The sequence below is a fragment of the Cupriavidus sp. F041 genome, assembly GCF_057814235.1.
Map to the genome: position 1 here is coordinate 1,481,937 of NZ_JBVASY010000001.1, position 19,792 is coordinate 1,501,728.

General features: G+C 63.6%; 18 protein-coding genes and 2 pseudogenes. 8 read left to right on the forward strand and 12 right to left on the reverse strand.

Features of this window, described 5'->3' with window-relative positions; translation table 11 throughout:
* The first annotated feature begins 159 nt into the window (after nucleotides 1-159).
* From ACZY0R_RS06750 to ACZY0R_RS06760, 3 genes and pseudogenes are all read left to right on the forward strand, one after another.
* Nucleotides 160-564: a hypothetical protein gene (locus ACZY0R_RS06750; RefSeq protein ID WP_035874511.1), complete on the forward strand. Its 405-nt coding sequence runs from the start codon at nucleotides 160-162 to the stop codon at nucleotides 562-564.
* Between the two features lie 263 nt (nucleotides 565-827).
* Nucleotides 828-962 (forward strand): annotated as a pseudogene (locus tag ACZY0R_RS06755) (Lrp/AsnC family transcriptional regulator); the annotation flags it as partial.
* A 107-nt stretch (nucleotides 963-1,069) separates the two neighbouring features.
* Nucleotides 1,070-2,380: an MFS family transporter gene (locus ACZY0R_RS06760; protein ID WP_488857698.1), complete on the forward strand. Its 1,311-nt coding sequence runs from the start codon at nucleotides 1,070-1,072 to the stop codon at nucleotides 2,378-2,380.
* A gap of 28 nt (nucleotides 2,381-2,408) precedes the next feature.
* Here ACZY0R_RS06760 and ACZY0R_RS06765 read toward each other — a convergent pair whose 3' ends face one another.
* The 4 genes and pseudogenes from ACZY0R_RS06765 to ACZY0R_RS06780 all read right to left on the reverse strand — a co-directional run bounded on the left by ACZY0R_RS06765 (nucleotide 2,409) and on the right by ACZY0R_RS06780 (nucleotide 5,592).
* A complete protein-coding gene (locus tag ACZY0R_RS06765) occupies nucleotides 2,409-3,227 on the reverse strand; it encodes a M78 family metallopeptidase domain-containing protein (protein ID WP_488857699.1) in 819 nt (272 codons plus the stop codon).
* Between the two features lie 185 nt (nucleotides 3,228-3,412).
* Complete coding sequence (locus tag ACZY0R_RS06770) at nucleotides 3,413-4,570, reverse strand: acyl-CoA dehydrogenase family protein (RefSeq protein ID WP_477103614.1); 1,158 nt, start codon at nucleotides 4,568-4,570, stop codon at nucleotides 3,413-3,415.
* A 161-nt stretch (nucleotides 4,571-4,731) separates the two neighbouring features.
* A pseudogene (locus ACZY0R_RS06775) lies at nucleotides 4,732-5,185 on the reverse strand (lysozyme inhibitor LprI family protein).
* Nucleotides 5,186-5,271: 86 nt separating this feature from the next.
* Nucleotides 5,272-5,592 (reverse strand): H-NS histone family protein, encoded by a 321-nt coding sequence (locus tag ACZY0R_RS06780; protein WP_035874525.1) that lies wholly within the window; start codon nucleotides 5,590-5,592, stop codon nucleotides 5,272-5,274.
* A 941-nt stretch (nucleotides 5,593-6,533) separates the two neighbouring features.
* Between ACZY0R_RS06780 and ACZY0R_RS06785 the strand changes: the two genes are divergently transcribed.
* On the forward strand, nucleotides 6,534-8,171 hold the full coding sequence (locus ACZY0R_RS06785; protein ID WP_488857700.1) for a phospholipase D family protein: 1,638 nt from the start codon (nucleotides 6,534-6,536) through the stop codon (nucleotides 8,169-8,171).
* A gap of 330 nt (nucleotides 8,172-8,501) precedes the next feature.
* Nucleotides 8,502-9,404, forward strand: coding sequence for a LysR substrate-binding domain-containing protein (locus tag ACZY0R_RS06790; protein ID WP_488857701.1), 903 nt, complete (start codon nucleotides 8,502-8,504; stop codon nucleotides 9,402-9,404).
* 60 nt (nucleotides 9,405-9,464) lie between these two features.
* Here the strand turns inward: ACZY0R_RS06790 and ACZY0R_RS06795 are convergent, their stop codons facing one another.
* On the reverse strand, nucleotides 9,465-10,919 hold the full coding sequence (locus ACZY0R_RS06795) for a GAF domain-containing sensor histidine kinase (RefSeq protein WP_488857702.1): 1,455 nt from the start codon (nucleotides 10,917-10,919) through the stop codon (nucleotides 9,465-9,467).
* Between the two features lie 545 nt (nucleotides 10,920-11,464).
* Between ACZY0R_RS06795 and ACZY0R_RS06800 the strand changes: the two genes are divergently transcribed.
* From ACZY0R_RS06800 to ACZY0R_RS06810, 3 genes are all read left to right on the forward strand, one after another.
* Entirely contained in the window at nucleotides 11,465-11,707 is a 243-nt protein-coding gene (locus ACZY0R_RS06800; RefSeq protein WP_488857703.1) for a hypothetical protein, read from the forward strand.
* A gap of 100 nt (nucleotides 11,708-11,807) precedes the next feature.
* Nucleotides 11,808-12,758 (forward strand): LysR family transcriptional regulator, encoded by a 951-nt coding sequence (locus ACZY0R_RS06805; RefSeq protein ID WP_488857704.1) that lies wholly within the window; start codon nucleotides 11,808-11,810, stop codon nucleotides 12,756-12,758.
* 122 nt (nucleotides 12,759-12,880) lie between these two features.
* Nucleotides 12,881-13,354, forward strand: a complete 474-nt coding sequence (locus tag ACZY0R_RS06810) for an aminoacyl-tRNA deacylase (RefSeq protein ID WP_045238562.1) — start codon at nucleotides 12,881-12,883, stop codon at nucleotides 13,352-13,354.
* Between the two features lie 241 nt (nucleotides 13,355-13,595).
* Here ACZY0R_RS06810 and ACZY0R_RS06815 read toward each other — a convergent pair whose 3' ends face one another.
* The 7 genes from ACZY0R_RS06815 to ACZY0R_RS06845 form a co-directional block, all read right to left on the reverse strand.
* Entirely contained in the window at nucleotides 13,596-14,525 is a 930-nt protein-coding gene (locus ACZY0R_RS06815) for a DMT family transporter (RefSeq protein WP_488857705.1), read from the reverse strand.
* Nucleotides 14,522-15,601 carry a histone deacetylase family protein gene (locus tag ACZY0R_RS06820; protein ID WP_488859547.1) on the reverse strand — a complete coding sequence of 360 codons (1,080 nt, stop codon included), beginning with the start codon at nucleotides 15,599-15,601 and terminating at the stop codon, nucleotides 14,522-14,524. Before ACZY0R_RS06820 ends, ACZY0R_RS06815 begins: the two co-directional genes overlap by 4 nt.
* Before the next feature lie 114 nt (nucleotides 15,602-15,715).
* Nucleotides 15,716-16,033: a cupin domain-containing protein gene (locus tag ACZY0R_RS06825; RefSeq protein WP_488857706.1), complete on the reverse strand. Its 318-nt coding sequence runs from the start codon at nucleotides 16,031-16,033 to the stop codon at nucleotides 15,716-15,718.
* 40 nt (nucleotides 16,034-16,073) lie between these two features.
* Complete coding sequence (locus ACZY0R_RS06830; protein WP_488857707.1) at nucleotides 16,074-16,199, reverse strand: hypothetical protein; 126 nt, start codon at nucleotides 16,197-16,199, stop codon at nucleotides 16,074-16,076.
* 28 nt (nucleotides 16,200-16,227) lie between these two features.
* Complete coding sequence (locus ACZY0R_RS06835; protein WP_488857708.1) at nucleotides 16,228-17,865, reverse strand: ABC transporter ATP-binding protein; 1,638 nt, start codon at nucleotides 17,863-17,865, stop codon at nucleotides 16,228-16,230.
* Nucleotides 17,866-17,883: 18 nt separating this feature from the next.
* Nucleotides 17,884-18,723 (reverse strand): ABC transporter permease, encoded by an 840-nt coding sequence (locus ACZY0R_RS06840; RefSeq protein ID WP_045238557.1) that lies wholly within the window; start codon nucleotides 18,721-18,723, stop codon nucleotides 17,884-17,886.
* A complete protein-coding gene (locus tag ACZY0R_RS06845; RefSeq protein ID WP_488857709.1) occupies nucleotides 18,720-19,724 on the reverse strand; it encodes an ABC transporter permease in 1,005 nt (334 codons plus the stop codon). The genes ACZY0R_RS06840 and ACZY0R_RS06845 overlap by 4 nt, the downstream gene beginning before the upstream one ends.
* Between the last annotated feature and the right edge of the window lie 68 nt (nucleotides 19,725-19,792).

The window sequence follows — 19,792 nt, forward strand, 5'->3', positions numbered from 1 at the left end:
TGGAGGAAAATAGCGGTACTGCGGGGCTGCGGAAGACGCCGCCGGCGCGGTAGCCCAAGAGTAGTTCAAAGGTAGTCCAAAGGGCCGGGGGGCAACCCCTTGCCGCAATGACGCGTTGACTGTATATTCGTACAGTATAAGACGATATAAGAGGTGTGGATGTCAATAGTGCGAGCTAGCAGCAAAGCAGAAGCGCTTCGGCTTCTCGCATCGAAAGATGTGCTGGCGCTTGAGCTGGACTATGAAACCGGATGGCAGGACGCCGTCGAACTCGGCCGGCTCGGAGAAAAGCGCGGCATCAAAGTGCAATACCGCGGACAGGAAAGCATTGCTGTCCATTCGCGCGAAGCCCTGATCGAGGGGCTGGCCAAAACCAAGACCACCTTCCGGCAGCGCAACCTGTATTGCCAGTTCGATCTCGGCACGCTGGCCGATCATGAACTGCTCGATCTCGAAGCCAAGGCGACCCGGCTGGGCGACTACATCCTGGCAGGCCATCTGCTAAGGGATGTGGACGGAGTCTGGCCGCAAGAAGCACAAGAAACGCAAGAACCCACGCAATAGGGCGGCAAGTGGTAGCAAGAGACGCTATCCACGTCGAACACAGCCGTCCAAGGCCAGGCGCCTCGCAACTAACGCGGCTTAGCGGCGCTTGCCCAGCCGTGCGATGCGGCCAGCATCGTTTATGCGCGGCGATGCTCCCCGCCCACCGGATGCCTCCCGGTCCAATCCAGGCGATACGCCGTTCTTTACACGCGTCGCCCACCTCCCCGGTTCCCTCCACGCTTGGCCCCAGGCCGGTTGCCGATCGGCCGTCACGGACTGGGTTGCTGCGCAAGCGGGCCAGCGAAAGCTTCAACCGCCTGCACGCCGAGCAATTGGCGTATCTGCCCAGCGTGCGGCGGATCAGTGACTTCCTGATGCTCAGGCAGGTGCTGTCCACCACGCAGTTCCCGGTCTGACGGCGGCCCGGCAGTTCGGCGCAAGCGCACTACACTGGAATCCTGCGTGCCGATCTCGCACCACGGCTCTTCACGTGGGGCGGCATGCCGAAAGGAAGAGACAAATCATGACTGACCTGTCCGCCCCCCTTCTCGATGCACCGCCGAGCGCCGAGGAAAAGCGCAAGCGCATTTACGCCATCGTCGCCGCCTCATCCGGCAATCTCGTCGAGTGGTTCGACTTCTACGTGTACGCGTTCTGCGCCATTTATTTCGCGGGATCCTTCTTCCCCAAATCCGACCCGACCGCGCAGTTGCTGAATACGGCTGGCGTGTTTGCCGCGGGTTTCCTGATGCGGCCGATCGGCGGGTGGCTTTTTGGCCGTATCGCAGACAGGCATGGCCGCAAGAACTCGCTGCTGATCTCGGTGACGATGATGTGCTGCGGCTCGCTGACGATCGCCAGCCTGCCCACCTATAACAGCATCGGAGCCTGGGCGCCCGCACTCCTGCTGATGGCACGGCTGTTGCAGGGGCTCTCGGTGGGCGGCGAGTACGGAACCACCGCCACCTATATGAGCGAGGTGGCGCTCAAGGGCCAGCGCGGGTTTTTCTCGTCGTTCCAGTACGTCACGCTGATCGGCGGCCAGTTGCTGGCGGTGCTCGTGGTGGTGGTGCTGCAGCAGTTCCTCGACGAGCAGGAACTCAAGGCCTGGGGCTGGCGTATTCCGTTCGTGATCGGCGCCGTCACGGCAGTGGTGGCGCTCTTCCTGCGCCGCACCTTGCATGAAACCACCTCTGCCGCCACCCGCGCGAGCAAGGAGGCTGGCACCCTGACCGAGCTGTTCCGCAATCACAAGGCGGCCTTCTTCACGGTGCTCGGCTACACCGCGGGCGGCTCGCTGATCTTCTACACGTTCACCACGTATATGCAGAAGTACCTGGTGAACAGCGCCGGCATGTCGATCAAGACCGCCAGCTACGTGATGACCGGCTGCCTGTTTTTCTACATGTGCATGCAGCCGTTATTCGGCGCGCTCTCCGACCGCATCGGGCGGCGCAACAATATGCTGCTGTTCGGCGCGCTGGGAGCGCTGGCTACGGTACCGATCCTCACGGCGCTGGGCGGCGCCCACAGTCCCTTCGTCGCCTTCGTGCTGATTTCCCTGGCGCTGGCCATCGTCAGCCTGTACACGTCCATCAGCGGCATCGTCAAGGCCGAGATGTTCCCGACGGAGATCCGGGCGCTGGGCGTGGGCCTGGCCTATGCCGTGGCGAACGCGGTCTTCGGCGGCTCCGCCGAATACGTCGCGCTGGACCTGAAATCCCTGGGCCACGAATCGAGCTTCTACTGGTACGTGACGGTGATGATGGTGATCGTGTTCATGGTCAGCTTCCGCCTGCCGCGGCAGGCCAAGTACCTGCATCACGAACACTGACGCCGGCGCCCGGCAGGGGTGGCCTGGGTTAGCGGGGAAAGGCTGCGCGCTGGTGCGCGCCGGTCCGCGCCGCGAGATGCCTGGGGCCCACGGCCAGCTCGATGCTGGTGCCGTCGTCGAGCCTCAACGTCTGCGGCGCCGCGCGCATGCCCTTCGCGCCGCCAAGGTCCTCGTCCCACAGCCCGAACGCCGTCTCGCTGGCCCAGGTGCCGAGCGTGACGCCGTCGCGCCGCAGGGTCAGCCGGGCCTTGCGGGAGGTATAGGACAACCAGCGCCGCGCCACATGATGCACCGGCAGGCAGAGACGCTCGGCCAGCCCGGCCAGCACATCCAGGTCCACCGCGCCGGGCAATGCCAGGCGGAAGGCATTGAGCGGCATCAGCAACCGGCTCGCAAAGGCATAGGCCAGGCCGCCCGCGGAGTCATCTTCCGGCACGGCCATCACGTCGGCGTTCGCGCACTCCACGTAGTCCATCTCGCTGCCGCCAAGAAGCTGGCGGCCCAGCAGGTAAGCGATCATGAAGCGCACATCCGGCGCGGCCAGGCGATCGCTGTGGAGGATGGTCCACGCGCCGGTGCCGGTGCGGTAGAGCGCGCCGTCGAAGCTTTGCAGGCGAGCCGGCTGGACCGAGGTCACCGGATCGGCACGGCCCAGCGCGCCGGCCGCGTCCAGCGCCAGGCGGATACAGTCCAGCGGCGCGCCTGACCCACGCGCGGCGCATGCCATCAGGGCTTCGATAATCGGGTAGCACGGCGCGCCATCGGTCCACGTGCCGTTGCCGGACGAGTGCGGCCGGCACAGGTGGTCAGTGCTGATAACGGGAAAATTGAAAGCGGCAATTGCCATGGGGGCGGCCTCCGTTGAATACAACAGGACATCGCGTGCGCGCTTCGGTTGGCCCGCGGGCGCAGCGCCATCGCGGCACGAACGCTGCCTGGGCCCGGCACGGACACCGGCCGGCGCACCGGGCCGGGGGTCCGCACGCTAATGGCAAGGCCGGCCTTGCGCCCGCCTCGCTTCGCGTCTTCCGATCAGTCGCGCAGCAGTTGCTTGGCGATGATCAGTTGCTGGATCTGTGTGGTGCCCTCGTAGAGGCGCAGCAGGCGCACATCGCGATAGAAGCGCTCGGCCTTGTACTCGGCGATATAACCGGCGCCGCCGTGGATCTGCACGGCGCGGTCGGCCACGCGGCCCACCATCTCGGTGCAGAACATCTTGGTGCAGGAGGCCAGCATGCTGACTTCCGGATCGCTCTTGCCAGGCGTCTTGGCGTCGTAGCGCTGGGCGCAGTCGCGCACCATCGACAAGCCGGCATACAGCTCGGCCTGGCTATCGGCCAGCATGGCCTGGATCAGCTGGAAATCGCCGATCGGCTGGCCGAACTGCTTGCGCTCCTTGGCATAGGCCACGGCATCGGTAATCAGGCGGTGTGCCATGCCGCAGGCCAGCGCGGAGATATGCAGGCGGCCCCGGTCGAGCACCTTCATGGCAGTCTTGAAGCCCACGCCAGGCACGCCGCCGATGATGTTGGCGGCAGGCACGCGCACGTTTTCCAGCACCACGTCGCAGGTCTTGGTGCCGCGCTGGCCCATCTTCTTGTCCGGCTTGCCGAGCGAGATGCCCGGCGTATTCGCCGGCACGATGAACGAGGAAATGCCCGATGCCCCGGCGCCGCCGGTGCGTGCCATCAGCGTAAAGGCGCCGGCGCGTGGGGCGTTGGTGATGAAGCGCTTGGTGCCGTTGATGATGTAGTGATCGCCGTCGAGCTCGGCCTTGGTCTGCAGCGAAGCCGCGTCGGAACCCGCGTTCGGCTCCGTCAGCGCGAACGAGATGACCAGCTCGCCGCTGGCGATCTTGGGCAGATATTCCTGTTTCTGCGCTTCGGTGCCGTCCATCAGGATGCCCTGCGAGCCAATGCCCACATTGGTGCCGAATACCGAGCGGAAAGCGAAAGCGGTGTGGCCGAGGTCGTACACCACGTCGCATTCCTGCGCCATCGACAAACCGATGCCGCCGTAGTTTTCCGGAATGGAGATCCCGAACAGGCCCATCTCCTTCATATCGGCAACGATATCGGCTGGTACGTCGTCGGTTTCCTCGAGCGTGTCTTCCGCCGGCTTCAGGCGTTCGTCGATGAAACGCTGCACCGACGCGCGCAGCAGCGAAAAGGATTCTGCATCCAGGCTCATGGGGGTCTCCGGTCAAAGCAAACAACGATGTGGCCCACATGGTACGCCGTCACCTGGCTTTGACAATCCCACCGGTCTTGAACAGAATGGATAACAAATTTTGACAACAGAGGAATATGGCTAAATCGGCGCGTTCCTCGTCGCACTGCCGATCGGACTGGTCAGCGCGCTCCCGCTTCGGCGGCGAGGTCGGCCAGCTCCTTGGCCCGGTCCGCCGTCATCTGCATCACACAGGCCGACGCATTGACGCCAGCAAGCGTGCCGCCGTCGGGATCGGCCTGGAAATCGCAGTTGGCATCCCGGAACTTCAGCCATGCACTGAGCATCAAGCAGCCTGGGCTTCCTGGCGGGCGAAATCGCCTGCAGTCGCTTATAGATGGTATTCAGGGTTTTGTCCTGCCGCGCGGTCTCCGCCGCAATGCACTCGTGCATGCCGGCAGTAGTGACATCCGGGCGCTCCATGCAGGCCCCGTACTGTTTCGACAACAGTTTTTCATCGGCATGCGCGGCAAAGGACGCGGCAAGCAGCAACGCTGAAAGCAGCGCTTCTTTCATATCGAATCTTGGGGGGAGTTGTTTCCTGGACGCCAATGGCCGCGCATAAGGCGCGGCCATTGGCTTGCCACCATGCCCGGCAAGCGGGCAAACGTGGGCAAGCGAGCGCCGGCTGGAGCCAGCGCTTTCAGTCAGCTATTGCGTGATCAGGCTTCTGCGATCAGGAAGCGGGCACGGTTCTTACCCAGCCAGGCCGGTGCGCGGCCACGGCCGGTCCAGGTGGCGCCGGTCTTGGGATCGCGATACTTGGGAGGCAGGCTGGACTTGGGCTTGGCCGCGGCGCCGTTCGCGCTGGCTGCCGGGCGGCCCCGGCGGCGCTTCGGGGCGATATCGTCGGCCGTCAGTTCGTATTCCGCCATGAGCCCCTGGATCTGGGCAATAACGCCCGCCACTTCACTAGCACGCATCTCCGCCAGCTTGGCTTCGAGCGCTTCCTTTTCTGCGATCAGTTGCTTGTAAGTCGCCATTTTGATCCTCCTGGAGCGGTGTTAATTCAATGATAGGGGAAATTTTGCTGGCACAGCCTACCACGTTTGATTAAAGAAAATCCAATCGCGTAAGAAGATGATACATCCGCCCCGAATTGTAGCGAATTGAAAAGCCCGGCGGGGCACCCACATTGCACACAGGATTGGCAGCCGGAATGCCCCGTCGAAGTAGGCGAATACCTGTGCGCATTGCCGGATTCAAGTAATAGCTTGCGCGGCAAAGGCGGCTCAAACAATTTGATCCCGCACGCCGCTAACGGCATTGACGTGCACCACGGTGCCGCAATCACCCACCGGCACTAAGATGCAATAAGACAACTCTGTCCGAAAGGTCTTTGAAAGGACACTCTTGCAAGTCATTGGCAAACGCGATGCCCGACTAATCCGAACGATGTGCGGACAATGTGCAGGCCATGCCAATGTGATAAGGAAGGCTGAACCGGCGAGCACGGGTTTCCGAAAATTGCCAGGCAAAGGCATATGGTTCGGCCACGATGCTAAGCAGTATCCACTTTCCCCTCCAATTCGGGCCGTGCCCCACCGTCAATCCCACCCCGGAACCGGGTGGAAAGCTGGCGTCGATGATCGTCAAAGCAAGAAATGCCGGGCAATCCGCGCGCCAGAAACACTAGCAAATCGGCGCTGCCGAAGCCTCGCCTATGCATCTGTGACGGCTTTTTTTATCCAGCGTTTGCCCAATTTCGGGTTGATTGCGATTTAGCCTGGAACGCCTGCGGCGTTTGATAGGCAGCGTTACGGCTTATGGATTCTGGCGCCCGCGCCTTTCCAAAAAACAGCGCGCGTGCCAGGAGATCAGGCTGGCCCGGAATCTTTCAGTTCCATGCCAACCGGACTGGTGGTACCTTGCAAAACGCGCCGCCCCCTTGGGGCATTGGCACAGCCAATTTGGGGAAAACACCATGTCGCATTGCCTGGAGGAAATCCATGAGGCGCAGGTGGTGGCCACCGGGAAAGCGCAAGGACGCTGGCTCCGCCGCTTCGGCCTGTTTGCCGGCAGCGCAATGGCAGCCGCCCTGCTGACGGCCTGCGCCAGCCTGCCCGAGCCGGCCGGCCGGACGCCATCGCGAGCCCTTGCCGACACCGCCGGCACGCGCCTGGGCCGGGCGCTCGCCCCCGGCCAGGCGCAGCACCCTGGCCAATCGGTCTTCTACCCCCTTTCGTCCGGGCCGGATGCGCTGGTGGCACGCCTGGCGCTGGCGCGCGGCGCCGAGCGCAGCCTTGACCTGCAGTACTACATCTTCGACGGCGACCTCACCGGCAAGACCTTGCTGGCAGCGGTGGTTGCCGCGGCCGACCGCGGCGTTCGCGTGCGCCTGCTGCTCGACGACCTGCACCTGAGCGGACAGGACCGCGAGCTGGCGGCAATCGACGCCCATCCGAATATCGAGGTGCGGCTGTTCAATCCCTTCGCCAACCGCAGCGCGCGCTGGCTGGAGTTCGCCACCGATTTCCGGCGTCTGGACCGGCGCATGCACAACAAATCAATGACCGCCGATAACCAGCTGACGGTGGTGGGCGGGCGCAATATCGGCGACCCCTACTTCTCCGCTAGTACAGCAACGGACTTCAGCGACTTCGATGTGCTCGCCGGCGGCCCGGTGGTGCCGCAGGTATCGGCCGTGTTCGATGATTATTGGAATGGCGCGGCGAGCTATCCCGTGGCCAGCCTGATGCCGGCCCCTGCCGACGCGCAAGCCGAGGTGCAGGCCCTGCGCAGATACCTGGACGAACATGCGGCCGAGGCCAGGGGCAGCGATTATGCGCGGGAATTGCTCGATTCCGGCATGGCGCAGGCGCTGGAAAGCGGCAAGGTGCCCGCTTACTGGGGGCAGGGCTCGGTGATTGCGGACCAGGCTGTCAAGGTCACGCTTCCGCCCGAAGACAACAGCAGCCACGCAATCCCCAAGCTGGTGCACCTGTTGGATAGCGCCCGGCGGGAGCTGGCACTGGTTTCGCCGTATTTCGTGCCGAACGCAACAGCGGTCGATTGGCTTACCGGCATGGCGCGCCGCGGGGTGCGCGTTAGTATCCTGACCAACTCCTTCGCGGCCACCGACGTGAGCGCCGTGCACGCCGGCTATGCGCCCACGCGCAAGGCGCTGCTGGCGGCAGGCATCCAGCTTTACGAGCTCAAGCCGTCGGCCTATGCGGAGATGGCGCACGAAGGGCACCGCAGCCTGATCAGCAAGAGCCGTGCAAGCCTGCACGCCAAGAGCTATATGGTCGACCGCAATTTGCTGTTCGTCGGCTCGCTCAACCTGGACCCGCGCTCAGCCCGGCTCAATACAGAGATGGGCGTGGTGGTCGACAACGCGGCGCTGTGCACGCAGCTTGGTGCGGCGCTGGACGAAAGGCTGCTTGATGTGGCCTACAAGGTAATGCTGGAGCCAGACCCCGCCGGCGGGGAGCCGAAGCTGGTCTGGCTAACGCGCGACAACGGGCTGCTGCGGACCTACGACAGTGAACCCGACATGAGTGTCTTCCAGCATTTCGGCCAGGGCCTGCTGCGGCTGCTGCCGCTGCAGGAAGAGTTGTAGCCAGCGTTGCCCTTGGTCCTTATCCATGGTCTTTAGCTTGTCGGTGACTGCCTGATGTATTGCCTGATGTATTGCCTGATGTATTGCCTGATGTATTGCGCTTAAGGAACCTAAGCTTGGCTCAACACGCCCGATCCGGCCACTTTCTTCGGCGGCACGGCCGTCGGTTACATCGACTACCCTGCGCTCGCCTGGCAACTCCCGGTTCGCTTCGCATTGCTGCGCGCGGTGGCCCAGGACCTGTCGCCGCGGGCGATGTGGAAGTGATATCTGCCAAATGCCGGCCTCATATTTACATATGCAATCCCGGACGTGTATAAGATGCCAGGAATGAAAACGACCATCGACGAATTGCTTGCCTTTACGGCCGTCGTGGACACGGGCTCGATTACGGCTGCCGCTGAACAGCTGGATCTGACGGTGTCCGCCACCAGCCGAACATTAAGCCGGCTTGAGGAGAAACTACAGACTACGCTCCTGCGGCGAACCACACGACGACTGGAACTGACGGAGGAAGGGGCGGCGTTCCTGGAACACGCACGCGCCATCCTGACCAGGGGTGATGAAGCGGAAGAGCAGATGGCAGCGCGACGAATGTGTCCGGTCGGGCGGCTACGGATTGACGCAGCAACACCATACATGGTGCACGCAATCGTGCCCCTTTTGGAAGGCTTCCGAAGTCAGTATCCGGAAGTGGCGCTGGAGTTGAACACGAACGAAGGCATTATTGATCTGCTCGAGAAGCGAACCGATGTGGCATTTCGCATCGGTCCGCTGAGAGATTCCACGCTACATGCGCGGCCGATCGGCACCAGTTCCCTTCGCGTGCTCGCGAGTCCCAACTATCTGAAACGCCACGGTACTCCGACCAAACCGGCGCAGCTCGCGCAGCATTCCCTACTAGGCTTTACACAGCCGGAGTCGCTCAATGAATGGCCGCTGCTCAACAGTGACCACACGATCATGCGCATTGAACCGACAATCGCCTCGTCAAGCGGCGAAGTACTTAGGAATTTGGCCCTGGCCGGTCAGGGCATCGTTTGTTTGGCAGACTTCATGACAAGGGCTGATCGACAATGCGGGCGACTGGTGCAACTGTTCACGAAGCAAACACTCGATGTATGCCAGTCGATCAACGCGGTCTACTACCGCAATACGGCGCTAGCCTCCCGTATCACCTGTTTTGTTGACTACGTGGTCCGTGAACTTGGAAAACAAACCACAGAACATTAGTCCAGATGTCAATGTGAAGAAATTAATCTGTGCGATTAAACATGATAATTCGGTTATGCGTTAATTTAAATCGCATTTATCTATAAAAGAGGCGGGTATTGAGAAATTGAACACCGTGCCCGTGAGATTGCTTGACGCACACCACAGATTTCCGCCATGTGCTTTGATTATCGAATTGCAGATGATCAGGCCCATGCCAAGCCCATTCTCCTTTGTCGTGAAAAATGGTTCGAACATTCGTTCATTTGCCTGTTGAGTAAGGCCTGTCCCGGAATCCTGTACGGAGACGACGACATCTTGCTTCCCGGAATGCCACGAGCTTATATGGAGGAGTCGGGGCCGCCCGGCAATACCTTTTAGGGCATCCAGTGCGTTCAGTGCCAAATTCAGGATTACTTGCAGTAGCTGGACCTTGTTGCCGGTAACGGGCGGGAGGTTTGGACTCAGATCGGCCGTAATCGTGATCTGCTCTTCCGAAGCTTTTCCTCTGACCAGCGTTAATGTCTCTTCAACGAGATCGTTCATATGCCATCGAGCGGGAACGGATGCCGTTGTCTTCTTGAGAAGATCTCGCATCCCGTTTATCACTGCCGCCGCCCTGACCCCCTGAGAGACAATGCTGTCCAAGGACGCGCGTGCCTCATGAAGATTTGGCGGGTCATGGGCCAGCCAGCGGATGGCTGCGGCGGCATTGGCTTTCAATGCTGTGAGAGGCTGACTGAGTTCATGTGCCAGTGAACATTGCAGAACGCTCAATGTCATGACTCTTGACGCGTGCTCCAGATTGATTTTCGCTCTCCTGAGCGACTGTTGTAACTGATCGGATTCTTTGATCAGGCGGCAGTTTTCCAGGAGAATTGTCAATAGCTGTGCGAAGAACCTAAGCACTGTCATCTCTTCCGGGACGTGATCGGACGACGACAGGTGGTTCTCAATGTAAAGGGAGCCGACAGCTTTTTCATGCTTGATCAGCGGCAGGCAGATAATCCAGCGAGTGCGGTGAATGGTTATATAGTGATCGTCTTTAAATGGCGCTTCTGACGAAGCATTTGTGAGTACCAGTTCCGCGCCCGTGTTCAACACATGCTGGATAACCGACTGAGGAAGTGCGGTTTGTTGCGACGCCGTATCTTCCATTTTCGGCGATGTTGAGTCGACGCCCGCCATTGCCACCGCAGCTACGCACTGCTTATTGCCCTGAACGGCTACTACCGCCCCACGCGTCGCGCCGGCTAACTTCACGCAGGTGTGCAACAAGACGTTCAATGTTCCCTGAGTATGCACCTCAGATACCGCTGGCAAAAACCGTGTACACAGCATCGCCAATTTGGTCGCAATATCGATGCGTTCACAGTCAGGCATAGGTGGCCACGAGGGCATCTCGACAAGATCATGCGCGAAGCGCTGGTCCGAGCGGAATGAGGCTTTAAGGCGAGCAAACTGGTGACGGCGCCGGGCTCCGAGAGCACTGGGCACCGCGGGCCGAATCTGGCTGCTTCTTGTCAGTGGTTTCATGCTCTTCCCCATGCAGCGGCCGACTGACGGCCGCCATTCAAAGGCGGATGTTCCCTCTGAGGGGTAGTTGCTCAGCCTGTCGGTTGCCGCCACTGCCGGGGGCCGGATGACCCATATGCTAGTTGAACGGGTCGCGGATGATCAAATCAAAACATTATTTACAAGGAATCAAGAATCGATGCCGGACGCGCGACGTAACGCTGGCCGCGGCTTTTCGCCAACTGGAGGGGCGCAGCAAAAAGCTGCCATCAGATAACGCCGAGAAGAGAGACGATGCCTCGAACCCCAATTTCATGCACGAAACGGGCACTACTTTTCGACTGGGCGCCCTGATTAGGCAAGGTTGCGCAAGCCGATCCGCACAAAGAACCGCTTAAAGATGGTGTTCAAAACTCGCCGCAGACCGGGCCTGATGACGGGTTTTTCCAGCGACAATAAGTGCATGAAACAAACTGACCTTGGCCTGGACCTGAGCAACCGCCGCGAACTGGACCTGATACTGGGCCCGCTCGACATCCGCGCTGCACGCCGCCACCCCGGTGCCGATGCAGCGCATCGAGACCGCTTCCATCATCACCATCCAGATGCTGCTGCGCGAGTCGCCGTACCTGACCGTGCTGTCCGGGTCAGTCGCCGATCACTATGCCGCGATGGGCCTGCTGGAATGCGTGCGGATGGCGCCGGAAGTCGCCTTCAGCGCGCTCGGGATGCTGTGGAACAGGAACGCGGAGAGCCCTGGGCTTAGCCAGCTCGTCCAGTCGTTCAAGGAGGTCGCGCAGTCGCTATAGCGCCGGACGCCGCGCCCGGCCCCGCCCGCCGCAAAAGCTACACTGTCTGCCGTGCCAGCGCCTGCCGGCACGTTTTCACCCGAAGGAACCAACCCGCCACATGGACCTGAACGCCCTGCGCCTTTTCGTGGACATCGTCGACGCCGGCAACCTCTCGGCTGCCGCGCGCAAGCTCAAGATGACCCGCGCCAACGTGAGCTACCACCTGAAGGCCCTTGAAGCAGAACTGGGCGTGCAATTGCTGCGCCGTACCACCCGCCATGTCGAACCCACGCCAGTGGGCGCGGGCCTGTATGAGCACGGCCGCAACATCCTGGGCGAAGTGGCGGCGGCCAACGCGCTGATCAACAGCATGGGCAAGAGCCTGCAAGGCCACGTGCGCCTGTCGGTGCCCACCGGGCTGGGGCATTCGATGCTGTCGCCGCTGCTGGTGAAGTTCAAGCACCGCTATCCCGACATCACGCTCGACGTGGTGTTCGACAACCGCATCCACAACCTGGTGTCCGAGGATGTGGAAGTGGCCCTGCGCATCATCTCCACGCCACCAGATTCCGTGGTGGCGACCGAGATCGGCGTGGTCGAATGGGTGGTGTGCGGATCGCCCGGCTACCTGGCCACGCAGCCGCCTCCGCGCGAGCTGGCTGATCTCAAGGACCACGCCATCGTCTGCGCCTCGCCCATCGGCCAGAAGCTCAAGGCCTTCGGCACGCGCGGCAACGGCGGCGGCGCCGCGCGCGAGCAAGTGTCGCTGGAGCCGACGCTGAGCTCCGAGAACTTCGCCTTCCTGAAGGACGGCGTGATGGGCGATCTCGGCCTGGGCATCTTCCCGCTCTACGCCGTCGGCGCGGAGCTCGACACGGGCGCCTTGCTGCCCGTGCTGGCGGACTACCACATCAGCGTGTTCGGCAGCCGCCTCTATATGCTGACCATGCCGAACCGCTACCAGACCATGGCCACGCGTTACCTGCTGAACTTCCTCAAGACCGAATTGCAGGCCTTGTGGCCCCAGCCGCGCCAGGCACCCCCCGCGCAAGCGGACGACGAGGCATGACGGCGGCGCGAGGCAACGCGGCCAAGGCGGATAGCAGCGCAGCCCGCGGGGGCACGGACTATAGTAGGAAACGCAGGGGCCCGCCCCCGTGGCCACCGCACGTACAGCGAAGGAGACGCATCATGGCCTTGGCTACCACCCTGGCAAATTGCCTCAACAGCAGAAACAGCCGTTTCGACACCATCCGCCATCCCTACACCCTCAGCAGCATGGCCACTGCAGAGGCTGCGCACGTTCCCGGAGATCGCCTGGCCAAGACCCTGTTGCTGGAGGATGACATCGGCTACGTAGCCGCGGTGATCCCGTCCAGCCACCACCTCAACCTCGCCGCCATCTGCGCGCAAACCGGGCGCACGCTGGTACTGGCGCACGAAGACGAAATCCGCGAAGTCTTCAAGGATTGCGATCTCGGCGCCATACCGCCGGTCGCCATGGCCTACGGCATGCACACCTACCTCGACGACAGCCTGCTGGCCCAGCCGGAAGTATTCTTCGAGGCAGGCGACCACCAGCAACTCGTCCACATGAGCAGCGACCAGTTCGCAGACCTGATGGCAGGAGCAGAACCCGGGCATTTCTCGCGCCGCATGATGTAGCAAACGAAAGGGTGTGGCCCGCGAGCGGGCCACACCCCAGCGCGATGCGAAGCGAGCCCCTCAAGCGAGGCGAAGCGAGCCGTGAAGGTGTACCAGGCCGTATGGGGCGCCTTTTTTGCCTACTTTTTTGGCAAGACAAAAAAGTAGGTCGCCGCCCCGCAGGGGTGGTGAAACTGCCTTTGACTTTAAGCCTTTGAAGTCAGTCCTTTGACAGCTGCCGTACCATCCGGCTGCAAATCACTCATGATGATTCCGCAGCGGAAGCGGAACGAAGGCGATTTCCCGCCTGGACCCCGGCCCGCTGCGGCAACGTCACCGAAAGCCCGGCTGCGATGATCAGCGCGATACCCGCCATGGCGGGACCGTCCGGCCAGCGGCCGAACCACAGCGCGCTGTACACCAGCGCCAGCAGCAAGTGGCAATAATTGAGCGGCGCCACGGTGGATGCCGGCGCGCGCTGCAGAGCAAGGATCAGCAGCACCTGTGCGATTGCGCTCATGAATCCCATGGCGAGAATGGCCAGCCAGTCGGCCATGCCAGGCCATGCCGCGGGCAGGAAGAACGGCGCCGGCACCCCTGTGGCAATCATGCAGATCACCGCCGCGAAACCGTACTGCGCGCCCGCCTCCACCTTCCCGGCAAGGCGCCGCGTCAGCAGTTGCAGCAGGGCATACGCCACGGCCGCGGCGACCATCAGCACCGTGCCCACTGCCGACAGCTGCCCGCCGGGCCGCACGATCAGCAGCATGCCCGCGAAGCCGGCCGCCACCGCCACCCACTTGCGCGGTCCCACGCTCTCGCCCAGCAGCCACGGCGAGAGCGCGACGATGACCAGCGGCGACATGAAGTAGATCGCCGTGGCCTCGACCAGCGGCATCCACAGCAGCGCGGTCATGAAGCAGGTGCCCACCAGCGCCAGCATCACGCCGCGCAGCGCCAGCAGCCCGCGGTGGGGCGTGCGCCAGAAGCGCAGGTGTCCCGAGCCCGCCAGCATGGCGATGGCCACGGTGGCGGTAATGGCATAGCGCACGGCATTGAGGAAAGGCGCGGGATGGCGGCCCACCAGATGCTTGGCGGTGGCGTCCACGGTGGCGAACAGCGCCACCGCGCAGAGAAAGATCAGGCCTCCGCGCCACCAGCCCGCCGCGCCTGCGTGCCCCGAATTGCTCATGCCCCGGCCGTCGCAGGGGCAAGGCCCGACAGGAAAACGTCGAGCGCAGGGCCGATCGCCTCCACCTCGTAGCCGCCCTCCTGCACCACCACCGTGGGCACGCCCAGCGCATTGATGCGCTCGCCGATGCCACGGTACGCGTCCATCCCGACGCGCAACACGCTGATGGGGTCGTGGATATAGGTGTCAAAGCCCAGCGCCAGTACCAGCGCCTGCGGCCGGTAGTCGCGCAGCGCGTCGAGCGCGTTGTCGAGCGCGCCCAGGAAGCCGGCATCCCCGGTGCCGTGCGGCAGCGGGAAGTTCAGGTTGTAGCCGTAGCCCGCGCCATAGCCGCGCTCGTTGGCGTAGCCGGTATAAAAGGGGTAATACGCGCTGGGGTCGGCGTGCAGCGAGATCGTCATCACGTCGGAGCGCTGGTAGAAGATCTGCTGGGTGCCGTCGCCGTGGTGGGCGTCCACGTCGAGCACCGCTACTTTGTCGAACCGCTTGAGCAGCGTCTCAGCGGCGATGGCCGAGTTGTTGACATAGCAGAAGCCCACCGCGCGGTCGCTGTGCGCATGGTGGCCGGACGGGCGTGACAGCGAGTACGCGACACCCTGCCGGTCTTGCTGCTCGCAGACGTACCCGGCCGCAGCCACGGCGCTGTGCGCGGAGCGCAGGATGGAACGCCAGCTATGCGGCCCGAGCGGCGCGCTCAGGTCGCCGAGGTAGTACCCCGCTTGCGCGATGATGGAATCGGTCGGGCACGGCACGCGGCGCGGCTGGTCCACGCGGCCGTTATAGTACGGGGAGAGATTTGGCAGCACTTCGATGCCCGGCTCGAAGCCGGGGCGCGCCAGCGCCATCCAGCGCTCGTAAGCGTAGCTGAGGAAATCGAGATACGCCGGGCTGTGTACCGCCTCCAGCGGCGCGCGGCCGAAGTCGACCGGCTCGGCCAGCGCAATGCCGCGCCCGGCCAGCGCGCGTTGCAGCGCGTGGGCGCGGGCGGGCACGTCAGTAGGTTCGCACAAGCGGCCCGCGCGCATGAACTGGCGGGGCTGGTGCAGCAGTTGGTTATCCGAGAAGAAGGCGCGCATGAAGTTTTTTGTAAAGATGAGACTCACGGTTTCCGGGCCGCCGGGTGGCACCCCTGGCACCACGCTGCCTGAGCTTGCACGTTGTCGTTATCGCCGGCCTGGATCCCTTGCAGCTCAGCTGCCCGTGGCAGGCGGCTGCGCGTCGGTTTGCTTGATTTCGATTTCCACGAACACGCATTCGCCGTCATGTGCATTGATCACGTTGTGTTCCACGCCCGCGCCGCGGTAGTAGGCGCGGCCCGCCACGAGCTGGCTGACGACCTCGCCGGCCGGCGTCTCCAGCCGCAGTGCGCCGGTGGTCATCGGCACCACCACGTAGTCGTAGCCGTGGCGATGATGGCCGGTCTCCGCGCCCGGCGCGAAGCGCCACTCGGTGACGAGCATGCGGTCGTTGTCGACCTGCACGGTGGGGACGGCCTGGGGTCTGCTCATGGCGGTTGCTCCTGAAAGCGATATGTGTTGTGGCGAAGGCTTAGCGGCTTAGCGGTCCACGCCGCCCAGCAAGGTCGCTGGCATTGGCCAGCATCAGGTCGCACTTGGCGCGCAGTACCTGGGCGCGCTCGCGGGCGGTCTTCCGGCGCCATGCGGCCTGCGCCACGCGGGCCGCTTCGATGGCGCGCGCGGCTTCATGCGGCGGCGCGGATCAGCGTCGGGTCCCATTCCTTGCCGGGAATCGCGGCAATCAGCCGCTGCGTGTAGTCGTGCAGCGGCGCGTCGAAGATCTGGCCGGGCGGTCCGGACTCCACCACCTTGCCCTTGTGCATCACGATGACGTGGTGGCAGATCTGGGCGGCAACCCGCAAGTCGTGGGTAATGAAGATCAGGCCGATGTTGAGCCGCTTCTGCAGGTCGTTCAGCAGTTGCAGCACCTGCGCCTGCACCGAGACATCGAGCGCGGAGACGGATTCGTCGGCCACCAGCAGCTTCGGCTCCAGCGCCAGCGCTCGCGCGATGCCGATGCGCTGGCGCTGGCCGCCGGAGAACTGGTTGGGATAGCGGTCGAAGGCGGATGCCTCCAGCCCAACCAACTGCAGCAGCTCGCGGCCGCTGGCCTGCGCCCTGGCCAGCGGCACGCCGTTGGCCACCGGGCCGTCGGTGATGATGCGGCCCACCGTGTGCCGCGGGTTGAGCGAGGCGAACGGGTCCTGGAAGATCATCTGCACGTCGCTGCGCAGCGGACGGAACTGGCGCTCGGACAGGCGCGCGATATCCTGCCCGTCGAACAGCAGCTCGCCGCCGTCGATATCGGTCAGCTTCAGCAGGCATTTGCCGATGGTGGACTTGCCCGAGCCGGATTCGCCGACGATGCCCAGCGTCTGGCCGCGCCGCACGCTGAAGCTGACGCCGTCCACGGCGTTGACCACGCGCTTCTTGCTGAACAGTCCGCCGCCGGAAGAGTACGTCTTGCGCAGCCCGCGCACATCCAGCACGATCTCGGCCGCCTGCTGGTCGCGCGCCTTGGCGCGTCCGTGCGGCACCGCGCCGATCAGGCGGCGGGTATAGGGATGCTGCGGGTGGTTGAGCACTTGCTGCACCGTCCCGACTTCCACCAGCACACCCTTCTCCATCACCGCGACGCGGTCGGCGATCTCCGCAACCACGCCAAAGTCATGCGTGACGAACATCACACCCATGCCCTTCTCCGCCTGGATGCGCTTGATCAGCGCCAGGATCTGGGCCTGCGTGGTGACGTCGAGCGCCGTGGTGGGCTCGTCGGCGATCAGCAGCGCCGGCTCCAGCGCGAGCGCCATGGCGATCACCACGCGCTGCCGCTGCCCGCCGGACAGGCGGAACGGATAGCTGTGGATCAGCGTAGCGGGATCGGGCAGGCCCACGAACGCCAGCAACTCCAGTACACGCCGGGTACGCGCCTCGCCCGGATAGGCGTCGTGCACGCGCATGACCTCGGCGATCTGGTCGCCTACCGTCATCACCGGATTCAGGGCCGAGAGCGGCTCCTGGAACACCATCGCCATTTCCTTGCCCCGCATGGACAGCAGGGTCTGCTCGTCCTGTGCCAGCAGGTCCTTGCCCTGGAACAGGATCCGGCCGCCCTGCGGCTTCAGGTAGGGCGGCAGCAGGCCCATGATGGCGTTGGCGCTCATCGACTTGCCCGAGCCGGACTCGCCGACGATGCAGAGGATCTCTCCGGCGTGCAGGTCGTAGCTCACGTCCTTCACCGCGTGCGCGCGGTCGCCGCCGGCGGGCAGCGCGATGGTGAGGTCGCGCACGGATAGCAGCGGTAGCTTGTCTGGTGCTTGCATGGTGCGTCTTCCTTGTGCTTACTCGCCTCGGCGGCGCAGCTGCGGGTTCATGGCGTCGTTCAGGCCTTCGCCGATCAGGTTGATGGAGAGCACCGTCAGCAGGATGGCCACGCCGGGCCACACGCTCATCCACCAGGCTTCTCGGATCATGGTGCGGGCCGCGCCGATCATGAAGCCCCAGCTCATCATGTTGCGGTCGCCCAGGCCCAGGAAGGACAGCGCCGACTCGGTCAGGATCGCGGTCGCCACCATGAAGGAGGCCGACACGATGATGGGCGACATGGCGTTCGGCAGGATCTGCGTGAGGATGATCCTCAGCGGCTTCTGCCCGATCACCACCGCGGCCTGCACGAACTCGCGCTGCTTGAGGGTGAGGAACTCGCCGCGCACCAGCCGCGCGACCGGCGGCCACGACACCACCGAGATGGCGGCCACGATGGAATAGATGGTGGGATTGAAGATCGCCACGATCACCACTGCCATCGCCAGTTGCGGAATGGTCTGGAAGAACTCGGTGAAGCGCATCAGCGCGTCGTCGATGCGGCCGCCGCAATAGCCGGCCACCGAGCCGATCAGGATGCCGAACACCAGCGCCACGCCGGTGGAGATCACGCCCACCAGCAGCGAGACGCGCGCGCCGTACAGCATGCCGGCAGTGATGTCGCGCCCGAGCATGTCGGTGCCGAAGGGAAAGGCCGCTTCGGCAAACGGGCGCACCAGCGGGTCGCCCACCATCAGCCAGGGCGACTCCTCGTACAGCATCGGCGCCAGCAGCGCCACTGCCACCACCAGCAGCAGCACGACCAGGCCGATCACCGCGCCGTAGTTGCGGCAATAACGTTGTGCGAAGGCTTTCATGCCGTGGCTCCCTTGCCGCCCACCGAGATGCGCGGGTCGATAAAGCGGTAGACGATGTCCGTCACCAGGTTAAAGAACACCACCAGCGCCGAGGTGACGAAGAAGATCCCGAGCAGCAACTGGTAGTCACGCTGCAGCAGGGCATCGAACATCAGCCGGCCGATGCCCGGCCAGGAGAAGACGGTTTCGGTCAGCACCGCGCCGCCCGCCATCTGGCCAAGCTGGATGCCGGCAAAGGTGATCACCGGCAGCAGCGCGTTGCGCAGCACATGCACGCGGATCACGCGCCCGGCGGGCACGCCTTTGGCGCGCGCGGTCTTGACGAAGTCCATGCCCATCACTTCCAGCATCGAGGCCCGCGTCAAGCGCACATACACCGCCAGGAAAAAGCAGCCCAGCGAGATGGTGGGCAGGATCATGTGCAGCGCCACGTCCTGCACGCGCGCCATGCCGGTATAGCCCGCGCCGATGGTTTCCATGCCGAAGGCAGGCAGCCAACCGAGCACCACCGAAAACAGGATGATGGCCATCAGCGACAGCCAGAACAGCGGTGTGGCGTACAGCAGCAGCGCGCCGGACATCACCGCGCTGTCGATCCAGCGCCGCTTGTTCTCATAGCGCGTGCGCGCCGAAACCACGCCCAGGAACACGCCGAGCACGAGGGAGAAGACAAAGGCGCCGCTCATCAGCACGATGGTGGCGGGCAGCCGGTCCAGGATCAGGTCGAGCACCGGCAGGTGATTGCGATAGGAGTAGCCGAGATCGAGCGTGGCCACGCCTTTCAGGTAGATGCCAAGCTGCGTCAGCACCGGCTGGTCTAGCCCGAACTGCTGGCGCAACTGGCCCACGAAGGCGGCATCGCCTGCGCCGGCCTCGCCCGCCAGCACGGTGGCAGGGTCACCCGGCGCCATGCGGATCAGGAAGAAGTTGATGATGACCACGCCGAGGACGACCACGAGGGCCTTCCACAGCCTGGATAGCAGGAAAGAGAGAAAATTCACGGCATGCTCCACACGGGCAAACGCTGGGCCCGGGCCGGCCGTGCCATAGCCGCGATCCTGGCGGAGCG

Coding starts and splice junctions, on each gene's coding strand:
- ACZY0R_RS06795 (WP_488857702.1), bottom strand. CDS start 10,919: ATGAAACCACTGACAAGAAGCAGCCAGATTCGGCCCGCGGTGCCCAGT.
- ACZY0R_RS06800 (WP_488857703.1), top strand. CDS start 11,465: ATGCAGCGCATCGAGACCGCTTCCATCATCACCATCCAGATGCTGCTG.
- ACZY0R_RS06815 (WP_488857705.1), bottom strand. CDS start 14,525: ATGAGCAATTCGGGGCACGCAGGCGCGGCGGGCTGGTGGCGCGGAGGC.
- ACZY0R_RS06770 (WP_477103614.1), bottom strand. CDS start 4,570: ATGAGCCTGGATGCAGAATCCTTTTCGCTGCTGCGCGCGTCGGTGCAG.
- ACZY0R_RS06765 (WP_488857699.1), bottom strand. CDS start 3,227: ATGGCAATTGCCGCTTTCAATTTTCCCGTTATCAGCACTGACCACCTG.
- ACZY0R_RS06750 (WP_035874511.1), top strand. CDS start 160: ATGTCAATAGTGCGAGCTAGCAGCAAAGCAGAAGCGCTTCGGCTTCTC.
- ACZY0R_RS06805 (WP_488857704.1), top strand. CDS start 11,808: ATGGACCTGAACGCCCTGCGCCTTTTCGTGGACATCGTCGACGCCGGC.
- ACZY0R_RS06785 (WP_488857700.1), top strand. CDS start 6,534: ATGTCGCATTGCCTGGAGGAAATCCATGAGGCGCAGGTGGTGGCCACC.
- ACZY0R_RS06810 (WP_045238562.1), top strand. CDS start 12,881: ATGGCCTTGGCTACCACCCTGGCAAATTGCCTCAACAGCAGAAACAGC.
- ACZY0R_RS06760 (WP_488857698.1), top strand. CDS start 1,070: ATGACTGACCTGTCCGCCCCCCTTCTCGATGCACCGCCGAGCGCCGAG.
- ACZY0R_RS06835 (WP_488857708.1), bottom strand. CDS start 17,865: ATGCAAGCACCAGACAAGCTACCGCTGCTATCCGTGCGCGACCTCACC.
- ACZY0R_RS06790 (WP_488857701.1), top strand. CDS start 8,502: ATGAAAACGACCATCGACGAATTGCTTGCCTTTACGGCCGTCGTGGAC.
- ACZY0R_RS06780 (WP_035874525.1), bottom strand. CDS start 5,592: ATGGCGACTTACAAGCAACTGATCGCAGAAAAGGAAGCGCTCGAAGCC.
- ACZY0R_RS06825 (WP_488857706.1), bottom strand. CDS start 16,033: ATGAGCAGACCCCAGGCCGTCCCCACCGTGCAGGTCGACAACGACCGC.
- ACZY0R_RS06820 (WP_488859547.1), bottom strand. CDS start 15,601: ATGCGCGCCTTCTTCTCGGATAACCAACTGCTGCACCAGCCCCGCCAG.
- ACZY0R_RS06840 (WP_045238557.1), bottom strand. CDS start 18,723: ATGAAAGCCTTCGCACAACGTTATTGCCGCAACTACGGCGCGGTGATC.